This window comes from Flavobacterium akiainvivens (assembly GCF_001278115.1).
Lineage (GTDB): Bacteria > Bacteroidota > Bacteroidia > Flavobacteriales > Flavobacteriaceae > Flavobacterium > Flavobacterium akiainvivens.
This window is the reverse complement of sequence record NZ_LIYD01000005.1, coordinates 2108101-2126087: the sequence shown is the minus strand read 5'-3', so window position 1 is coordinate 2126087 and position 17987 is coordinate 2108101. Positions and strand designations below refer to the sequence as shown.

The following is a 17987-nucleotide window of genomic DNA, read 5'->3' as shown; positions in this document are numbered from 1 at the left end:
AAGTGATCAGTAATCAGTGTTCAGTAATCAGTGATCAGTGATTGGGGTTGGGAGTTGTGGGTTGGGAGTTGTTTTTAAAGTTGGCAATACAGCAGCAATTAACTTTTAAATCAACCCTCAACTCCCAACCCTCAACTACTTCTCAATCGTTAACTTAAAAATATCGCTTTCGCGGGCATCGCTGTCGGTGTCTTCGCACAGCAGGAATTCGAGGGTGGTGGCGGTTTCTTTGTAGAGGGTAATGCCCTCAAATTTGTTTTTAGACGAAATTACTTCGGTAAATTCTACCTCCATGCTTTCGGTATCCATGCGGCCTACAAGGGTTCCGGCTACTTCGCCATCGGCATACGTTGAATCGGTTTTTTCTGCGGATGCTATAAAATACAGCTTTTCGCCTACCAGCACGGCATCGGTAAAGCCACTTGGTGCCCCGTTAATATTGGGCAGGGCTACGGGGTTGTATACAATCTGGAAGGCGCCGTCTTCAATCTCGCCGTCGAGCGTAAACACACCGTTTTGCTTAGCCGGGCCGTTGCCGCGGTTAAACAGGTACCATATAGTGCCATCGTTAGCGGCGGCCTCTATATTAAAGTCTTCCGGCTTTATTTCGCCAAACTCCATCATGGTCTGGTATAGTTCGGCGGCATCGATAGCGGGCTGAAGGCGTTTTACATTCAGGTTTATGTGGGCTATTGATTTGCGTTTTTCGGTAGAGCCCGAGCCAAAAATATACAGGTCGTTGCCATAAGCGGCCATAGCCTCATAATCGGGCTTTTCTTTTTTGGGGATATTCTCAGTGGGGCCGGTATAGGTTTTATCGGCCAGTGGGGTTTTACTGAGCGATTTGGCCTCCATATTGTATTCATACAGCATATTGCTGTTATCGGCAATAAGGTAAAGTGCGCCGTTGTGGTACACCAGCCCCGATGCCGACCCAATGCCTATGATGTGAAACAGCAACTCTAAATGAAACTTTTGCATAATGTTATGTTAGCGCCGCGGGTGCGGCATGGTATTAATTGGTATCTTTAGTAAAGATAAACCATTTTGTATATGAAGGCCCTCCATCCTGAAGATTTTAAGGTTACCAGCCGCTTTGCCATTGCGGGTTGTAAAACGTCTATAGGCCACCCCGGTACGCACGACGAGCTTAAGGAAGCACTTGGCGAAGTAAGCAAGCAGCTTGGTAAGCTACAGGACAAGATGTATGCCAATAACCGCTACAGCGTACTGATTGTATTGCAGGGGATGGACACCAGCGGCAAGGACAGCCTTATAAAACAGGTGTTTAAAAATTTTAATGCCCGTGGTGTTAATGTGTTCAGCTTTAAGCAGCCCACGGCGCTTGAGCTGAAGCACGACTACCTGTGGCGGCATTATGTGGCCCTGCCCGAAAGGGGTAAGTTTGCGGTGTTTAACCGATCGCATTATGAAAATGTGCTGGTTACCCGTGTGCACCCTGATTATTTACTGAAGGAAAACCTGCCGGGCATTGAAGCAGTGGGAGATATACCGGCCGATTTCTGGGCGCAGCGCTTTAAGCAGATTAACGATTTTGAGCGCCATGTGGCCCAAAACGGTACTGTGGTGCTAAAATTCTTTTTGAATATAAGCAAGGAGGAGCAACGCCAGCGGTTACTGCGCAGGCTGAACCTGAAAAACCACAACTGGAAGTTTAGCCCGGCCGACCTTGATGAGCGCCAGCTGTGGGACGAGTACCAAAAGTATTATGAGGAGGCCATAAACCATACTTCAACCGCGCACGCACCGTGGTACTGCATACCGGCCGACAGCAAAAAAACGGCAAGGCTGTTAGTGGCCAAAGCCATTTTGCACGAACTTGAAAAATATGATTTCCACGAACCGGAAGTTGACGAAACCGTGCTGGAAAATATTAACGCTTATAAGCGAAAACTCGAAAGTGAAGATGGCAGATAGCAGGTAGCAGTTTTCAGTTAAACTGAAAATTGATTTCACACCGTGAATCCAAAGTCCAAAAGTGAAAAATTAGCCCTTTTTTGCAACGAAAATAAAAGAAAAACCTGAAGATTAATCTTCAGATTCTTCATCGAAATTTTCATCAAAATCTTCTTCATCGTCGAGCTCTAAAAACAGGGGTTCAACCATTATACGGTCGGCCAGGAGCTCTACGCGTTCGGTAATAATATCGGTAAAAAACAGGCGCTGGGTTTTGCCAATACTATCGCTAAGGCGGAAGATTTTGGGTTCCAGCCTGTTGCGTAGCATGGTTTCAGTGTCGTCTACTATAAACATTTTCAGTTGGTTAACGTCATATCCTGCTGTACTGAACATTTCATTAAGCCTGTTTGGGGTGCCTATAAGTACGTCTATGCCTACAGATATCTGGTTCTTGTCGTTATCGAGGTCGGTCTTGTCGTGCACGCCATATACGCGGAGGTCGGTATACTGGCCTAACTGCCTGAAAATCTCCATCATTTCAAGCATTTTCTCCTTGTCCTGCACCATAATCAGGGCACGCGGGGCTATGAGTACTGCCTTTTCCAGGCGCTGTATCACGTTGATTACTATGGCAGTAGACTTCCCTTCTTCCTGCGGGCCCGCTATAACGCAGTCGGCACCACTTTTAACGGAGCCAAAGCTGTCGCGTTGCAGTTCGGTGGGTTCGGTAAAGCCTTGTTCTTCAAGGGCTTTTTGCAGGTTTGGGTTTATTTTTTTTAGTTTCATAAGAATTGTTTTGCCACGAATTGCACTAATTATCACAAATTTTGAATTAGACAAACTGGTGTAATTCGTGGCAAAAATACTATTTACTTGCGAAAAGCTTCACATCTGTCTCACTGATTTCGCTACCACCCAGTATAATAAGGCGTTCTACTACGTTGCGCAGCTCGCGGATGTTGCCCGTCCAGTCATATTCCTGCAGCAGCTTTATGGCCTCAGGGCTGAACCTTTTCTGGGCGGTGCCTTGCTCTCCGGCAATGCGGGCGGTAAAGTGCTCTATAAGAAGGGGTATGTCATCGCGCCTGTCGTTAAGCGCCGGTACTTTAATAAGTATTACGGCAAGGCGGTGGTATAAGTCTTCCCGGAAACGGCCTTCGGCAATTTCCTTTTGCAGGTCTTTGTTGGTAGCGGCTACTACACGCACGTCTACCTTTATATCTTTCTCAGCACCAACACGTTGTATCATGTTTTCCTGTAGCGCACGCAGCACCTTGGCTTGGGCAGGCAGGCTCATATCGCCTATTTCATCCAGGAAAATAGTGCCCTTATCGGCGGCTTCAAACTTGCCGGAACGGTCTTTTACGGCGCTCGTAAATGCACCCTTAACGTGTCCAAAAAGTTCGCTTTCAATCAGTTCGCTGGGTATGGCAGCGCAGTTAACCTCTATAAACGGGGCCGTTGCACGCTCGCTTTTTTCGTGCAGCCAGTGGGCTACAAGCTCTTTTCCGGTACCGTTAGGGCCGGTTATAAGCACACGGGCTTCAGTAGGGGCTACCTTTTCTATAATTTCCTTAATATGGTTTATGGGGGCGCTTTCGCCTATCATTTCATAGCTTTTGCTTACCCTCTTTTTAAGCGTTTTGTTCTCAGTAGCAAGGGTTTTGCGGTCAAGAGCATTGCGCACGGTGGTAAGCAGGCGGTTAAGGTCGGGTGGTTTGCTTATGTAGTCAAAAGCCCCCAGGCGCATGGTGTTAATGGCGGTTTCGAGGTCGCCGTGGCCCGATATCATTACAAAAGGTATTTCGGGTTTTATCTTTTTTACGGCCTCCAGTACTTCTACGCCGTCCATTTTGGGCATCTTTATGTCGCACAGTACCAGGTCATAATCGTCATTTTTTATCTTTTCAAGGCCGGCCAGCCCGTCTTCGGCTTCTTCTACCTTGTAGGTGTCGTTTTCCTCGCTCAGTATTTTGCCCAGCACACGGCGAATGGCGGCTTCGTCTTCTATTACAAGTATTTTAGGCATCTCTTTTTAAGATTGTTAGATGATTGGATTTTTCGATTGTTCGACTTAACCCAAACAACCTGCCTCAAAAATAACGATTATAAGCGGAAATGCCCTACAATAGCCTTATAAATAAATGGTAAAAGGGTATTGTTTTGTGTAACATAATTTAAAAACTCTCTACTAACACTTTAAGTCTAAAATAAAGTTTTTACTTTTAAGCCTCAAAATTGCACCATGGCCCAACCCATTATACAAATAAAGAATATAAAGCGTGATTTTCCGCTTGGCGGCGAAATAATACAGGTACTAAAAGGCATAGACCTTACCATAAATAAAGGCGAATATGTAGCCTTAATGGGGCCTTCGGGCTCCGGTAAGAGTACGTTTATGAACATACTGGGTTGCCTTGATACCCCAACTGCCGGTAATTACATACTAAACGGTAAAGACGTAAGTATAATGACCGATAATGAGTTGGCCGGCATCCGGAATAAAGAAATAGGTTTTGTATTCCAGACGTTTAACCTGCTGCCCCGCACCACGGCGCTCGATAATGTAGGGCTTCCTATGGTATATGCAGGCTTTAAAAAGCAGGAGCGGCATGCTCGTGCCACCGAGGTGCTAACCCAGGTGGGCCTTAACGACCGTATGGACCACCGCCCCAACCAGCTTTCGGGAGGGCAAAGGCAAAGGGTAGCCGTAGCCAGGGCGCTGGTTAACCACCCGTCTATAATATTGGCCGATGAACCCACCGGTAACCTTGACAGTAAAACATCGGTAGAAATTATGAAACTTTTTGGCGATATACACGCCAACGGCAATACCGTAATATTGGTTACCCACGAAGAAGATATTGCCGCATATGCGCACCGTGTTATCCGCCTGCGCGACGGCATTATTGAAAGCGATACAGTGAATCCTAATCCGCATAAATAAGCTGCTTAGCCGCTTAGCTTCTAAGCCATTGAGCTGCTAAGGAGCTAAGGAGCTAAGAAGCTAAGAAGCTTCTTACAATGAAAGTCTACACAAAAACAGGCGATAAAGGCACCACCGCACTCTTTGGCGGTACGCGTGTGCCCAAGCACCATATACGCATAGAAAGCTACGGCACTGTTGACGAGCTTAATAGCCACATTGGCCTTATCCGCGACCAGGAAATTAACCATTATTACCGGCAGGTTTTAGAGCGCGTGCAGGACAGGCTCTTTACATTAGGTGCCATATTGGCAACCGACCCGGAGAAAGCCGTGCTTAAAAACGGGCAGGACCGCCTTAATATTCCTAAAATTACTGAAAACGATATCGAATTCCTTGAAAAAGAGATAGACACCATGGAAAGCCAGCTGGAGCCCATGACGCATTTTGTGCTTCCTGGCGGCCATACAACCGTGTCATACTGTCATATAGCAAGGTGTGTGTGCCGCAGGGCAGAGCGACTTTCGGTACATTTAAATGAGATTGAACCCGTAGATGTACTGGTTTTGGCATACTTAAACCGCCTTTCTGACTACCTTTTTGTATTGGCACGAAAGTTGTCGAAAGACCTGCATGCCAATGAGGTAAAATGGATACCTGAAAAGCTGTGATTTTTAGTTTTCAGTCGCAGTCGCAGTTGGCAGAAACCGCAATACTGTAAACCGGGACTGCGACTGAAAACTAATTAAACGTTCTTTAAATTAAAATAAACAACTTTTTACTTGACTTTTTCAGTAGAAAATTTATTTTTGCATAAAACTTTAATCGTTTAGAGATGTATTGGACATTAGAATTGGCATCTTATTTAAGTGATGCCCCGTGGCCGGCTACCAAAGACGAGCTGATCGACTACGCCATCAGGACAGGAGCGCCGCTTGAAGTGGTAGAAAACCTGCAGTCTATAGAAGACGAAGGCGAGATATATGAATCTATGGAAGAAATATGGCCGGATTATCCTACAGACGAAGATTATCTTTGGAATGAGGATGAATATTAAAGGCGCGAAATAAATTCAAAATGAAAAGTCTCTTTCAGGAGGCTTTTTTTTTGGTTAAATTTGCACGCTATTTTATTGATAATAACACAAGTTAAAACAAATATAATGAGTTTAATAAACAGTATTCTTAAAGCCTTTGTGGGCGATAAGTCTCAAAAAGACGTAAAGGCCCTGCAGCCGCTCGTTAATAAGATTAAGTCTTATGAGGGTGCGCTGGCACAGCTTTCTCACGATGAGCTTAGGGAAAAAACGGTATATTTTAAAGATACCATCAAAAAGGCACGTGCCGATAAAGATGCTAAAATAGCCTCATACCTTGAGCAGATAGAAAACACTAAAGACATAGATGCCCGCGAAGATATTTATGCTTCTATCGATGCGCTTGAAAAAGAGGCCTATGATATTACCGAAAAAACCCTTCTTGAAATACTGCCTGAAGCGTTTGCCGTTGTTAAAGAAACTGCACGCCGCTTTAAGGAAAACGACACTGTTACCGTTACGGCAACACCTAAAGACAGGGAGTTTTCGGCTACCAAGCCTTACATAACCATACAGGGCGATACAGCCAGCTGGGCCAATAAATGGAATGCCGCAGGTAACGAAATTACCTGGGACATGATACATTATGATGTGCAGCTAATAGGCGGTATTGTATTGCACCAGGGTAAAATTGCAGAGATGCAAACCGGTGAAGGTAAAACCCTTGTGGCTACGCTTCCACTATACCTTAACGCGCTTACCGGTAACGGTGTGCACCTTGTAACCGTTAACGACTACCTTGCAAGGCGTGACAGCACCTGGAAAGCGCCACTGTTTGAATTCCACGGGCTTACGGTAGATTGTATAGACAACCACCAGCCTAACAGCGAAGGCCGCCGTCGTGCTTATGCTGCTGATATTACTTATGGTACAAACAACGAATTTGGTTTTGACTACCTGCGCGACAACATGGCACATGCACCGTCAGACCTTGTTCAGCGCAAGCATAACTATGCTATTGTGGATGAGGTTGACTCGGTACTTGTAGATGACGCCCGTACACCGCTTATTATATCTGGCCCGGTGCCGCAGGGCGACCGCCACGAGTTTAATGAGCTTAAGCCAAAGGTAGACCACTTGGTTAACCTGCAGCGTACACTACTTAATGGTGTATTGGCTGAAGCCAAAAAACTTATAAAAGAAGGCAATACTAAAGAAGGTGGCTTCCAGCTATTGAGGGTGCACCGCGGTTTGCCGAAAAACAAGGCGCTTATTAAATTCCTGAGTGAGGAAGGCGTTAAGCAGCTGCTACAAAAAACAGAAAGCCAGTACATGGCCGATAACAACCGCGATATGCACAAGGTTGATGAGGCATTGTACTTTGTTATAGAAGAAAAAAGCAACCAGGTAGAACTTACCGATAACGGTATTAAATTCCTGAGCCAGGATACTGACAGTGATTTCTTTGTACTGCCGGATATTGGTACTGAAATTGCCAACATAGAAAAGAAAAACCTTGAAAAAGAGGCTGAGGCCGAGCTTAAAGAGGTGCTTTTCAGGGATTTCTCGGTTAAGAGTGAGCGTATCCATACCCTTACACAGCTTTTAAAAGCCTACACGCTTTTTGAAAAAGATGTAGAATATGTAATCATGGATAACAAAATCATGATTGTAGATGAGCAAACCGGCCGTATTATGGATGGCCGCCGCTATTCAGACGGGCTTCACCAGGCTATTGAGGCCAAGGAGAACGTTAAAATTGAGGCTGCTACACAAACCTTTGCTACCATTACCCTGCAAAACTATTTCAGGATGTACAGCAAGCTGGGCGGTATGACCGGTACTGCTGTTACAGAAGCAGGCGAATTCTGGGAAATATACAAGCTTGACGTGGTAGAAATACCTACTAACCGCGGTATTGCCCGTAAAGACCACCACGACCTTATTTATAAAACAATGCGCGAGAAATTCAACGCGGTTATAGAAGACACCGTTGAACTTTCTAAAGCAGGCCGTCCGGTACTTATTGGTACCACATCGGTAGAAATATCTGAGCTTTTAAGCCGTATGCTTAAAATGAGGGGTATTAACCACAACGTGCTAAACGCCAAGCTTCACAAAAAAGAGGCCGACATTGTAGCCGAAGCCGGTAAAGAAGGTGTGGTAACCATTGCTACCAACATGGCCGGCCGTGGTACCGACATTAAGCTTACTGCCGAAGTGAAAGCTAAAGGTGGACTTGCCATTATAGGTACAGAGCGTCACGACTCTCGCCGTGTAGACCGCCAGCTGCGAGGCCGTTCAGGCCGTCAGGGCGACCCGGGAAGCTCTCAGTTTTATGTGTCGCTTGAAGATAACCTGATGCGTTTGTTCGGTTCTGAGCGCGTAGCCAAAATTATGGACCGTATGGGTCTTAAGGAAGGTGAGGTTATACAGCACTCTATGATGACAAAATCGATAGAGCGTGCGCAGAAAAAAGTGGAAGAAAACAACTTTGGCCAGCGTAAGCGCCTGCTTGAATATGACGACGTTATGAACAAGCAGCGTGAAAACGTATACAAAAAACGTAAGCACGCCCTTTTTGGCGACAGGCTTAAGATAGATATTGCCGACATGATGTATGATACGGCAGAGGCTATTGTTGAAAACAACAAGCTTACAAACGACTTTAAAAACTTTGAGTTTGAGCTTATACGTGCGTTTTCTATAAGCGCACCGGTAAGCACAGAAGAGTTTACAAGGCTTAATGAAACCCAGCTTACAGCTAAAGTATATAAAGCCGTTCAGGAGGCTTATGCCGAGAAGAACGAGCGCAATGCTACTGAAGCTTTTGTGGTTATAAGGAATGTGTATGAAAACAACAACGGCCAGTATGAGCGCATTGTGGTGCCGTTTAGCGATGGTATAAAAACCCTTAACGTGGTTACCAACCTTGAAAAGGCATACCAGACTGAAGGCAGTACGCTTATAGATGATTTTGAAAAGAACATTACCCTTGCCATTGTAGACGAAGCCTGGAAAAAACACCTTCGTAAGATGGACGAGCTTAAGCAGTCGGTTCAGCTGGCGGTGCACGAGCAAAAAGACCCGCTTCTTATTTATAAGGAAGAGGCGTTTAAACTGTTCAAGAAAACACTTGACCAAATTAACCGCGATGTGATTTCGTTCCTGTTTAAGGCCGACCTTCCTGCTCAAAACCCTAATGCGGTTCAGGAAGCAAGGCAACAGCCACAACGCCAGGAGCAGTACATAGAATCTAAGGAAGAAGTACTGAATACGGATGAAATGGCAGCAGCAGCGCGCGAAGTGGCCCAACAAAGCCAGCAGCGCCCACAGGTTACTGAAACCATTGTAAGGGATGCCCCAAAAATTAACCGTAACGACAATGTTACGCTTAAGCACGTAATGAGCGGCAAAACCGAAACCATGAAGTTTAAAAAAGCCGAAAGCCTTTTGGCAACCGGCGAGTGGATTATTACTAACGAGTAATCTGCAACTATAAATATTAAAAATCCCGTAAGGCTGCCTTACGGGATTTTTTTTGTCTTTGCGANCTGTATCGTTATTTTAGGACTAGTCACGAACGGAGCTTGCGGAGTGCGGCAATCTTAAAGCTGTTTTTTCTTCTTAGCTAAAGCCCTGGCTTCATTTTCCTTAATCCTGATGTTAATGATTTTCTTAAGCAACGTTTCCGGAAACGGCTTGTCAAGCGGAAAGTGTATGGTGCTGCCGAAGTGCTTTATATCCTTAAGTTCATCCTTTAGCTCTGCAACCAGTTTTGGGCTCATGGTGTAAAAGCTAATGTGGTTTTTGCTTACGCCAAAGCCTACAAGCGAATAGTGATAGTAGTAGCACGGCACCATGTAGCTTATTTTCTCTTCGCTTTGCGGCGGGATTTTAGATTGTATAAAAGCCCGCATACGGTTAAGGCTGTCCTGGTAGGCAGGGGGCTGGTTGTTAATATATTCGTCTACTGATAGCATGTTGTTTTTTATCAAAGTTAGTTATAACAAATGATTGCATGATGGTGTAAACCCGACAGCTGTGGGTGGCAAAACAGCCATTTTTAACGTTTGCCAAATCAGGTTTACCTATATTTGCTAAAATTATAGCATAATGAAAACCCGGATTTTGGCTATAGCCTTATTTTTATGTACCCTTACTGCTTTTGCGCAAACCCAAAAGGAACTTGAAACGCGGCTGGCAGCATGGTGTAGTAATTCGGTTGCAGGAAACCATGAAGCCCTTGCCGAAATGTATTACCCAAAAATATTTGAGGTGGTGCCTAAAGATAAGCTTATTGAGAGCCTTAAGAGTATGGCTAACGGAAATGGCTACAGCCTGTTGTTTTTGCAAACCCCGCTTAATGCAGAATACAGCAAAATAAAAAATATTGATGGTGGCAACTATAGCCTTGTAAAATACGACAGCCAGATGAAAATGATTTTCACGTCTAAACTTACAAAGCAGGAGGGGAATGAAATGGTAGAAACCCTTAAAGCCGGTATGAATACACAGGATGTGATTTTTAATGAGGCAGACAGTTCTATAATCATTAAAAAAAAGGATGAAGTAATTGCGGTTGCAGACAGCCTTACCAATAACAAGTGGACGTTTTTAAGCCGTTCGGGCAGGCCGCTGCTGGTAAAAATATTTACAGAAAAGGTATTAAAAGGATTAGGGCTGTAATTGCATAATAATTTAAAAAAATCTCTCATAATTGAGGGATTTTCTATTTTTAGAAAGTTTAAATTGGGTTTTAAGGGCATTTTTTGATATATTTGTAGCTATACGCTTATAAAAATTATTCGTTCTTACGCCCATGGAATTATACTATTCTTTATCGGTACTCATAGTGCTGGCCAGTTTTTTTGCTTACCTCAATGTCCGTTTTTTAAAGTTGCCGTCTACAATAGGCATCATGGTGCTGGCCATGGCAGTTTCTATATTCCTGGTGGCATTTGGCAATATTTTCCCTAATACGCTGCTGCGTATTTCTACCCTTATACATGGTTTTGACTTTACCGAGCTCCTTATGGGGGCCATGCTAAACTTCCTGCTTTTTGCCGGGGCGGTGCACATTAACCTTAAAGACCTTCGCGAGCAGCGCGGCCCTATCATGACGTTTTCTACCGTAAGTGTGGTAATCTCTACCTTTGTGGTGGGTACGCTGGTGTATTTTATCCCCATAAAAGGCCTTGAAATTCCGTATATATACTGCCTGCTGTTTGGTGCGCTTATATCGCCAACCGACCCGGTAGCGGTGCTCAGTATTCTGAAACAGGCCAAGGTGCGAAAATCACTCGAAACCAAGATTGCAGGCGAATCGTTATTTAACGATGGTGTAGCTGTTGTGGTATTTGCGGTATTATTACAACTGGCACAGGGAGAATCGCAGGATATGAGTGCGCTTAACATAGGCTGGCTCTTTCTTAAAGAGGCCGGTGGCGGTTTTGTGCTGGGGGTAGCTTTAGGGCTAACGGCATCGCGTGCCATGCGCAAGATAGATGATTACAAGGTGTCAGTACTCATAACCCTTTCAGTAGTTATGGGCGGTTATTTAATAGCGCATTCGCTGCATATTTCGGGCCCGCTTACCATGGTTTTTGCAGGGATACTAATAGGCAACCTGCGCAAGCGCTATGCTATGTCTACCCTTACAAAAGACTACCTTGATAAGTTTTGGGAACTGAATGACGAGATACTCAACGCCATATTATTCCTGTTTATAGGCTTCCAGATGCTTATTGTTAAAAATATGGAAAACTACTGGCTGCCTGGCCTGGCCTGTGTGGTGCTGGTGCTTATGTCGCGCTACATATCCATCTGGCTGCCTACCAAGTTTATCCGCTTCCGCGAGAAGTTTAGCAAGGGTACCATTAAAATACTGGTATGGGGAGGCCTGCGCGGCGGTGTTAGTATTGCCCTGGCGCTGTCAATAAAAGACGGCCCGTATACCGATGTTATTGTGGCTATAACCTACTTTGTGGTGGTATTCTCAATAATTGTTCAGGGGCTTACCATTGGCAAATTTGCCACTAAAACCCTGGCGAAAGAAAGCCTTACCAATCAACCTTTATAAAGATAAAGCCTGCAATTTGCAGGCTTTATCTTTATAAATTATCCGGTAGTATCTTACCCGGGTTGAGAATATTATTCGGGTCAAAAAGCTGCTTTATGCCTTTCATAAGTTGCAGGTTGGCATCAGGAAAAGCAATATCCATGTAGTTTTTTTGTACGTAGCCAATGCCGTGCTCGCCACTAAGCGTGCCTTTTAGCGAAACCGTAAGCTCAAATATCTCACGGATGCCCTTGGGTACTTCCACCAGCCAGTTTTCATCGGTCATGTTGCCTTTTATAATGTTTACGTGCAGGTTGCCGTCGCCCGCATGGCCGTAGCACACCGACTGGAAACCATATTTGCTGCCAATACGTTTAATCCCGTCCAGCAGCGTAGGCAACTCATAGCGTGGCACCACAGTATCTTCTTCTTTATAAATTGAGTTTGATTTTACAGCCTCGGCAACCGTGCGACGCAGTTTCCAAAGGGCATTCTTCTGGTCTTCGGTATCGGCGAATAAAATTTCGTCAATTTCAAACTGCTCTACCACGCCCATAATTTTTTCAGCTTCGGCAAACAGTACATCTGGGTAATTACCGTCTACTTCTACCAGCAGGTGTGCCTGTACTTCGGGTTTAATATTCAGGCTGGTGTTGTCCAGGTATTTTAAGCCCCAGTCTATGGCATCGCGCTCCATAAACTCAAGCGCGCTGGGCACAATCCCGGCGCGGAAAATTTCGGCAACAGCCTCGCACGCCTGCCCGGCCTTAAAGAAAGGGATAAGCATGAGCACATTGTGGCTGGTTTTAGGGATTAGCTTCAGCACAATTTTAGTAATGATGCCCAGGGTACCCTCGCTGCCAACCATAAGCTGTGTAAGGTTGTACCCGGTAGAATTTTTAAGGGTGTTGGCTCCCGTCCAGATAATGTCGCCGTTAGGCAGCACCACCTCAAGGTTAAGTACATAATCTTTAGTAACGCCATATTTTACGGCACGTGCCCCGCCGCTGTTCTCGGCAATGTTACCGCCTATTGAGCAACTACCCTGGCTGCTGGGGTCTGGCGGGTAAAACAGGCCTTTCTCAAAGGCTGCCTCCCGAAGCACCTGTGTTATGACTGATGGTTCAGCTATTGCCTGCAGGTTTTTTTCGTCAATTTCCAGTTTGGTAAAACGCTCCATACTCAGGCCAATGCCACCGTATATGCTCAGTGCACCACCACTAAGCCCGGTCCGTGCACCTATGGGTACCACGGGAATTTTATATTCGTTAGCCAGCTGCATAATAGCAGAGATTTCCTGTGGCGTACCTGGTTTTACCACTACATTAGGTGGGAAGCTGAAATCTTCAGTCTCATCATGGCCGTAGCGGGTGCGGGTTTCATCATCGGTAAAAACAAAATCTGGGCCGGTTATGGCGTGGAGATGGGGTAATAATGCCGTTATATTGAAGTCGCTCATAGTGCTAAGTTATGGCCTCAAAAATACTATTTATATCCGGATTGCATTTTCTATATTTGAAATATGGCAAAAATGAAACCCAAAGTCATCAATAGTTTGCAGGATAACTGTGCAGATTTTACAAAATTAAAAGAAGCCACTGAGAGGTATTGGCTAAAAGCGGGATATACCAAGTGCTGGGGTGTTCAGGTTCAGGAAGGTTCTAAATGGAAGAAAGGGCTTACTGATGCCGAATTAGATGCTTTTGAAGCAGCCATGGGAATTACCTTTCCTGATGTGTTGCGTGGCTTTTATAAAACCATGAATGGGCTCGACAGGCCGGGCGTAGACTTTAAAGGTGATGTAAAGGCTGAACCAGGACTTAAGCCAGCGTTTTATTCTTATCCTGATGATTTGCCAAGCATTAACCAACAAATTGACCGGATATGCGAAGATAACAACATTACCCGCCAGGATATGCTTGCCGGTAAAGTTCCATTTATTATACCGGTTTACGGGCACCGATGCCTGGTGTTTGACGGTACAGGGCGTATGCTTTCTATGGTAGGCAGGGATATTATTATTTATGCAGATAATATAGCCCGGGCAATTGCAAAAGACGTTTTTGAATATGTAAGTAACGAGGTTATTCCCGCCAATTTGCAACCGGTGCCTTTTTGGCTGGAGAACCCTGACGGATACTAATAATACCCCCTCTTTTTATTCTTTTTGCCTATAAGCCCGTCTATAGAATATTTACCACCACCGGTAATAAGCAGCAGCACGTAAATTATAAGATACAGTCCGCCTACTTCTTTGTTGCCAAAAGGGTCGGCACTGTGCACTATAAATACGGCAACAATCATGGTTATAAGTAGTGGCACAACGGCTATTCTTGTAGCAAAGCCAATAATAAGCAGGGCAGAACACACCAGCTCGGCAAAAACAGCCAGCCATAATGAGGCCGATGAGCCAATGCCAATAGGGTCGGCAAATTCGCCTCCATCCATCAGCGTTTTGTATTTTGCAACACCGTGGGTTAGCATAAAGCATCCCACTACAATACGGAGCAGTAACAGCGCAAAGCTGTTCATTTTTTTATCTATCGAACTGTCAAAAATCCACATAAAATTAGGCGTTTAGGTAATAGTGGCCTAAAGTTAAGAAATTAATTACAGAAATCGTGTTAATTAGCCTTTGCTTTCTTTTTAAGATTTGGTAAAAACACGGCTATAACGCCTATAAGCGGCAGGTAGGCACATAGGGTGTATACATATTCAATACCCTCGTGGTCGGCCAGGTTGCCCAGTAATGCCGAGCCGAGCCCACCCATACCAAAGGCAAAGCCGTAGAACAACCCGCTTACCATACCCAGTTTTTTAGGGAGCAGTTCCTGTGCATAAACCAATATGGCAGGAAATGCCGAAGCCAGTAACAGGCCAATAATTACTGAAAGCACGCTTGTCCAGAACAGGTTGGCATAAGGCAGTAGCAACGCAAACGGCGCCACACCCAGCACACTAAGCCATATTACATACTTACGGCCGAATTTATCGCCCAGCGGCCCGCCAAGCAGTGTGCCCAGGGCTAATGCTGCAAGGAAAACAAACAGGTAAAACTGAGAATCTTCAACCGAAAGGCTAAATTTTGCCATAAGGTAAAACGTAAAGTAGCTGGTAAGGCTGGCAATGTAAAAGTATTTTGAGAAGATAAGCACGAGCAGTATTACTACTGAAATGGCCACACGTGCGGGTGATAAATCAGGCAGTACAATAACCGGTTTCTTTTTGGCACTAAGCGCCAGGTGGCTTTGGTACCATTGTGCAATGCGGAAAAGTACTCCCATAGCCACTATGGCAAACAATGTAAACCACATTATATTGCCCTGGCCGTGCGGCACTACAATCCACGCTATAAGTAGTGGGCCAAGAGCCGTACCGGTATTACCGCCAATCTGGAAGATGGACTGCGCCAGGCCGCGTTTTCCGCCTGATGCAAGGTAGGATACCCTTGATGATTCCGGGTGGAATATTGATGAACCTATACCTACCAATATAACCGAAAGGAGTATAAGCTCAAAATTATCGGCATAGCTTAAAAGGGCAATACCCACTATGGTAAATACCATACCTATAATTTGTGAATAAGGTTTGGGGTTCTTATCGGTATAAAAACCAACAAACGGCTGTAGCAATGATGCGGCCATCTGGTAGCTGAAGGTTATAAGCCCCACCTGGCTAAAAGTCAGGCCGTATTTGTCTTTCAGTATAGGGTATGCCGCGGGTATAACCGCCTGCAAAAGGTCGTTAAGCAGGTGGGCAAAAGCTATTGAGAAAAGTATAGAATAAACGGTTTTTTGCGTATTGTCGGTTTGCAGGGCAGTGTCTGTAGTTTGCATGTACAAAAATTAATGTTGCAAAAGTAAGCACTGAACGCCGAAAAGCAGGGATTTATCTTCTTAAAAAATGGTCAGGATATAATACCACGCTGCCAAACTGATGAATGATAGGGGGATGCCAATACCTATCATCATGCCGGCCAGCTTGGGTTTTAGCCCGTTTGCCGATGCTAAAATAGCGGCGGTTATCATGGGTGCCATGGCGGCTTCCATAACGCTTACGGTGGTTATAAGGGTTTTTTCGCCCAAAATAACGCGGTAGAGTATCAGGAAAAACAACGGCATGAGTACCAGTTTGTACAACAGCCCAAGCGAAAGGAAACCCCAATATTTGCTTTTTCGCTCAAATTTAAGTTGCAGGCCTACGGCTACCAATGCAATAGGGGTAACGGTACCACCCAGCCGTAGCAGCATTTTTTGCATGGCATCTGTAAAGTCGGTGCCAAAAACATTGAGTAGCAGTCCCACAATAAAGGCAATAAAAGGGGGGAAGAGGGCTATTTTTCGGGCAATATCGCGCGAACTCCCCGAGCCTTTTGAGTAAGCCACCGCCACCAGTACGCCTATGGTAGAAACGGCTACAAATGTGCCGGGCTGGTCTACAATTATGGCTATTTCAAGGCCGGCTTTGCCATACAGTGCTTCAATAACCGGGAAACCTATGAATGAGGTATTGGCAAAACCGCCTGTGATAATCAGGCAGCCTGTTAGCCGCCTGGGCCACCTGAGTGCCCTGCCCAGGCCCGCAAAAAATAACCATGACAAAAAAAAGCCTACCCAACCCATACCCAGGGCATATATAAGGCTTGCACTGATTTCTATTTTTGGGATGTAGTATAACGAAAGGGCAGGCAGCGATATGTAAATGGCAAACTGGTTGAGCGCCACATGGGCATTGGCCGGTACATTTTTAATAAAGCGCAGGCCAAAACCCGCCAGCAGGCATATAAAGATGAGTATGATGCTGTCCATCCTCGTAATGTTAATTTTTGTAAAGATAGGCAGCACCTGGCACAGATTATAAAGAAAATGCATCTAAAAATAAGTGCAGTTTAAAAAAACTTTTTAATTTCGTGCATTCTTTATTAGTATAATGATTTCAGGAAAGTTTGCCATTACATTACACATTCTCACGCTGATGACTAAATTCCCAGATGAATTTTTGTCATCTGAGTTTATTGCCGGCAGCCTGAACATAAACCCGGTGCTGGTGCGCAAAGAAATTGGCAACCTTAAAAAGCACGGTATTGTAGAGAGCCGCGAAGGTAAATTTGGCGGTACACGCCTTGCCAAACGCGCTGAAGAAATTACGCTGGAACATATTTTTAACCTTACGTTTGACTGTGTATCGTTAGGTTATGCCAAGAACGACCCTAACCCGGCGTGTCCTGTAGGCAAAAAGATAAACGAAGCGCTCGATGAGTTGTACCAGAACATTAATAAATGCATTTGTGGCGAGCTTAAGGATATTAACCTTGTAAGCTTTAGCGACAAGTTCTAAATTTTTTTACACAAAACTGTAACTTTTTTTATAACATATAAAATTTTAAAAGTATGAAAGTAGCAATTATAGGCGCCACCGGATTTTTAGGCACCTCACTGGTAAAAGAGTTCGCAAGCCGTGGCCACCAGGTAACGGCCATTTCGCGTAAAGCGGAAGGCGAAACTACAGAGAATGTAACCTACACTAAGGCTGACGTGCTTGATACAGATGGCCTTGCCGAAGTGCTTAAAGGCCATGATGCTGTGGTAAGCGCTTACAACAGCGGGTGGACGAATCCTAATATTTATGAAGACTTTATTGCGGGTTCTGTTGCCATTGTTGAAGCCGTGAAAAAAGCGGGTGTTAGCCGCTACATTACCATAGGTGGTGCGGGTAGCCTGTATATTGCGCCGGGGCTTCAGCTTATTGATACACCTGAATTTCCTGAAGAGTACAAGCCGGGTGCAGGTGCAGCGCGCGAGTTTCTTGAGGTTATCAAAAACGAAAAAGAGCTTGACTGGGTGTTTTTTAGCCCCGCTATAGAAATGCACCAGGGTATTACCACAGGCCGCACGGGCAAGTACCGCCTGGGCCTTGACAACCCTGTGTTTGACGAAAACAACCGCAGTTACATGAGCGGCGAAGACGTAGCCGTTGTACTGGCCGATGAGGTTGAAAACCCCAAGCACCACCAGCAAAGGTTTACGGCAGCTTACTAAGAGCGG

The 17987-nt window shown here is 45.1% G+C and carries 18 protein-coding genes; 10 read left to right on the top strand and 8 right to left on the bottom strand.

The window, feature by feature from the left end; all coding sequences use genetic code 11:
- Positions 1-135 precede the first annotated feature (135 nt).
- On the bottom strand, positions 136-981 hold the full coding sequence (locus AM279_RS09485) for a DUF6929 family protein (RefSeq protein WP_054407729.1): 846 nt from the start codon (positions 979-981) through the stop codon (positions 136-138).
- 72 nt (positions 982-1053) lie between these two features.
- Here AM279_RS09485 and AM279_RS09480 point away from each other — a divergent pair, with 72 nt between their 5' ends.
- On the top strand, positions 1054-1938 hold the full coding sequence (locus tag AM279_RS09480; RefSeq protein WP_054407728.1) for a PPK2 family polyphosphate kinase: 885 nt from the start codon (positions 1054-1056) through the stop codon (positions 1936-1938).
- Between the two features lie 111 nt (positions 1939-2049).
- On the opposite strand, the gene AM279_RS09475 is transcribed toward AM279_RS09480, so the two are convergent.
- Together AM279_RS09475 and AM279_RS09470 are read right to left on the bottom strand one after the other, a co-directional pair.
- Positions 2050-2706, bottom strand: coding sequence for a DEAD/DEAH box helicase (locus AM279_RS09475; RefSeq protein ID WP_054407727.1), 657 nt, complete (start codon positions 2704-2706; stop codon positions 2050-2052).
- Positions 2707-2785: 79 nt separating this feature from the next.
- On the bottom strand, positions 2786-3949 hold the full coding sequence (locus AM279_RS09470) for a sigma-54-dependent transcriptional regulator (RefSeq protein WP_054407726.1): 1164 nt from the start codon (positions 3947-3949) through the stop codon (positions 2786-2788).
- Between the two features lie 216 nt (positions 3950-4165).
- Between AM279_RS09470 and AM279_RS09465 the strand changes: the two genes are divergently transcribed.
- The 4 genes from AM279_RS09465 to secA all read left to right on the top strand — a co-directional run bounded on the left by AM279_RS09465 (position 4166) and on the right by secA (position 9371).
- Positions 4166-4867: an ABC transporter ATP-binding protein gene (locus tag AM279_RS09465; RefSeq protein ID WP_054407725.1), complete on the top strand. Its 702-nt coding sequence runs from the start codon at positions 4166-4168 to the stop codon at positions 4865-4867.
- Between the two features lie 77 nt (positions 4868-4944).
- Positions 4945-5517, top strand: a complete 573-nt coding sequence (locus AM279_RS09460) for a cob(I)yrinic acid a,c-diamide adenosyltransferase (RefSeq protein WP_054407724.1) — start codon at positions 4945-4947, stop codon at positions 5515-5517.
- Between the two features lie 164 nt (positions 5518-5681).
- Positions 5682-5903, top strand: coding sequence for a DUF2795 domain-containing protein (locus AM279_RS09455; protein WP_002986941.1), 222 nt, complete (start codon positions 5682-5684; stop codon positions 5901-5903).
- Positions 5904-6008: 105 nt separating this feature from the next.
- Positions 6009-9371, top strand: coding sequence for a preprotein translocase subunit SecA (secA, locus tag AM279_RS09450; RefSeq protein WP_054410248.1), 3363 nt, complete (start codon positions 6009-6011; stop codon positions 9369-9371).
- A 119-nt stretch (positions 9372-9490) separates the two neighbouring features.
- Here secA and AM279_RS09445 read toward each other — a convergent pair whose 3' ends face one another.
- Positions 9491-9865 (bottom strand): iron chaperone, encoded by a 375-nt coding sequence (locus AM279_RS09445; RefSeq protein ID WP_074961647.1) that lies wholly within the window; start codon positions 9863-9865, stop codon positions 9491-9493.
- Between the two features lie 133 nt (positions 9866-9998).
- Between AM279_RS09445 and AM279_RS09440 the strand changes: the two genes are divergently transcribed.
- Together AM279_RS09440 and AM279_RS09435 are read left to right on the top strand one after the other, a co-directional pair.
- Entirely contained in the window at positions 9999-10571 is a 573-nt protein-coding gene (locus AM279_RS09440) for a hypothetical protein (protein ID WP_054407722.1), read from the top strand.
- Between the two features lie 133 nt (positions 10572-10704).
- Complete coding sequence (locus tag AM279_RS09435; protein WP_054407721.1) at positions 10705-11964, top strand: cation:proton antiporter; 1260 nt, start codon at positions 10705-10707, stop codon at positions 11962-11964.
- Positions 11965-11995: 31 nt separating this feature from the next.
- Here the strand turns inward: AM279_RS09435 and AM279_RS09430 are convergent, their stop codons facing one another.
- A complete protein-coding gene (locus AM279_RS09430; RefSeq protein ID WP_054407720.1) occupies positions 11996-13402 on the bottom strand; it encodes an FAD-binding oxidoreductase in 1407 nt (468 codons plus the stop codon).
- A gap of 72 nt (positions 13403-13474) precedes the next feature.
- Here AM279_RS09430 and AM279_RS09425 point away from each other — a divergent pair, with 72 nt between their 5' ends.
- On the top strand, positions 13475-14086 hold the full coding sequence (locus AM279_RS09425) for an SMI1/KNR4 family protein (RefSeq protein WP_160316440.1): 612 nt from the start codon (positions 13475-13477) through the stop codon (positions 14084-14086).
- Here AM279_RS09425 and AM279_RS09420 read toward each other — a convergent pair.
- From AM279_RS09420 to AM279_RS09410, 3 genes are read right to left on the bottom strand one after another with little or no spacing between them, the layout of a single operon-like run.
- On the bottom strand, positions 14083-14508 hold the full coding sequence (locus AM279_RS09420) for a DoxX family protein (protein WP_054407718.1): 426 nt from the start codon (positions 14506-14508) through the stop codon (positions 14083-14085). The two genes, AM279_RS09425 and AM279_RS09420, sit on opposite strands and share 4 nt — an antisense overlap.
- Positions 14509-14567: 59 nt before the next feature.
- On the bottom strand, positions 14568-15779 hold the full coding sequence (locus AM279_RS09415; protein WP_054407717.1) for an MFS transporter: 1212 nt from the start codon (positions 15777-15779) through the stop codon (positions 14568-14570).
- 60 nt (positions 15780-15839) lie between these two features.
- A complete protein-coding gene (locus AM279_RS09410) occupies positions 15840-16751 on the bottom strand; it encodes an AEC family transporter (RefSeq protein WP_054407716.1) in 912 nt (303 codons plus the stop codon).
- Between the two features lie 121 nt (positions 16752-16872).
- On the opposite strand from AM279_RS09410, the gene AM279_RS09405 reads away from it, so the two are divergent.
- Positions 16873-17280: an Rrf2 family transcriptional regulator gene (locus AM279_RS09405; RefSeq protein WP_054407715.1), complete on the top strand. Its 408-nt coding sequence runs from the start codon at positions 16873-16875 to the stop codon at positions 17278-17280.
- Positions 17281-17333: 53 nt separating this feature from the next.
- Positions 17334-17981 (top strand): NAD(P)-dependent oxidoreductase, encoded by a 648-nt coding sequence (locus AM279_RS09400; RefSeq protein WP_054407714.1) that lies wholly within the window; start codon positions 17334-17336, stop codon positions 17979-17981.
- Positions 17982-17987: the final 6 nt, after the last annotated feature.

Coding starts and splice junctions, on each gene's coding strand:
- AM279_RS09485 (WP_054407729.1), bottom strand. CDS start 981: ATGCAAAAGTTTCATTTAGAGTTGCTGTTTCACATCATAGGCATTGGG.
- AM279_RS09480 (WP_054407728.1), top strand. CDS start 1,054: ATGAAGGCCCTCCATCCTGAAGATTTTAAGGTTACCAGCCGCTTTGCC.
- AM279_RS09475 (WP_054407727.1), bottom strand. CDS start 2,706: ATGAAACTAAAAAAAATAAACCCAAACCTGCAAAAAGCCCTTGAAGAA.
- AM279_RS09470 (WP_054407726.1), bottom strand. CDS start 3,949: ATGCCTAAAATACTTGTAATAGAAGACGAAGCCGCCATTCGCCGTGTG.
- AM279_RS09465 (WP_054407725.1), top strand. CDS start 4,166: ATGGCCCAACCCATTATACAAATAAAGAATATAAAGCGTGATTTTCCG.
- AM279_RS09460 (WP_054407724.1), top strand. CDS start 4,945: ATGAAAGTCTACACAAAAACAGGCGATAAAGGCACCACCGCACTCTTT.
- AM279_RS09455 (WP_002986941.1), top strand. CDS start 5,682: ATGTATTGGACATTAGAATTGGCATCTTATTTAAGTGATGCCCCGTGG.
- secA (WP_054410248.1), top strand. CDS start 6,009: ATGAGTTTAATAAACAGTATTCTTAAAGCCTTTGTGGGCGATAAGTCT.
- AM279_RS09445 (WP_074961647.1), bottom strand. CDS start 9,865: ATGCTATCAGTAGACGAATATATTAACAACCAGCCCCCTGCCTACCAG.
- AM279_RS09440 (WP_054407722.1), top strand. CDS start 9,999: ATGAAAACCCGGATTTTGGCTATAGCCTTATTTTTATGTACCCTTACT.
- AM279_RS09435 (WP_054407721.1), top strand. CDS start 10,705: ATGGAATTATACTATTCTTTATCGGTACTCATAGTGCTGGCCAGTTTT.
- AM279_RS09430 (WP_054407720.1), bottom strand. CDS start 13,402: ATGAGCGACTTCAATATAACGGCATTATTACCCCATCTCCACGCCATA.
- AM279_RS09425 (WP_160316440.1), top strand. CDS start 13,475: ATGAAACCCAAAGTCATCAATAGTTTGCAGGATAACTGTGCAGATTTT.
- AM279_RS09420 (WP_054407718.1), bottom strand. CDS start 14,508: ATGTGGATTTTTGACAGTTCGATAGATAAAAAAATGAACAGCTTTGCG.
- AM279_RS09415 (WP_054407717.1), bottom strand. CDS start 15,779: ATGCAAACTACAGACACTGCCCTGCAAACCGACAATACGCAAAAAACC.
- AM279_RS09410 (WP_054407716.1), bottom strand. CDS start 16,751: ATGGACAGCATCATACTCATCTTTATATGCCTGCTGGCGGGTTTTGGC.
- AM279_RS09405 (WP_054407715.1), top strand. CDS start 16,873: ATGATTTCAGGAAAGTTTGCCATTACATTACACATTCTCACGCTGATG.
- AM279_RS09400 (WP_054407714.1), top strand. CDS start 17,334: ATGAAAGTAGCAATTATAGGCGCCACCGGATTTTTAGGCACCTCACTG.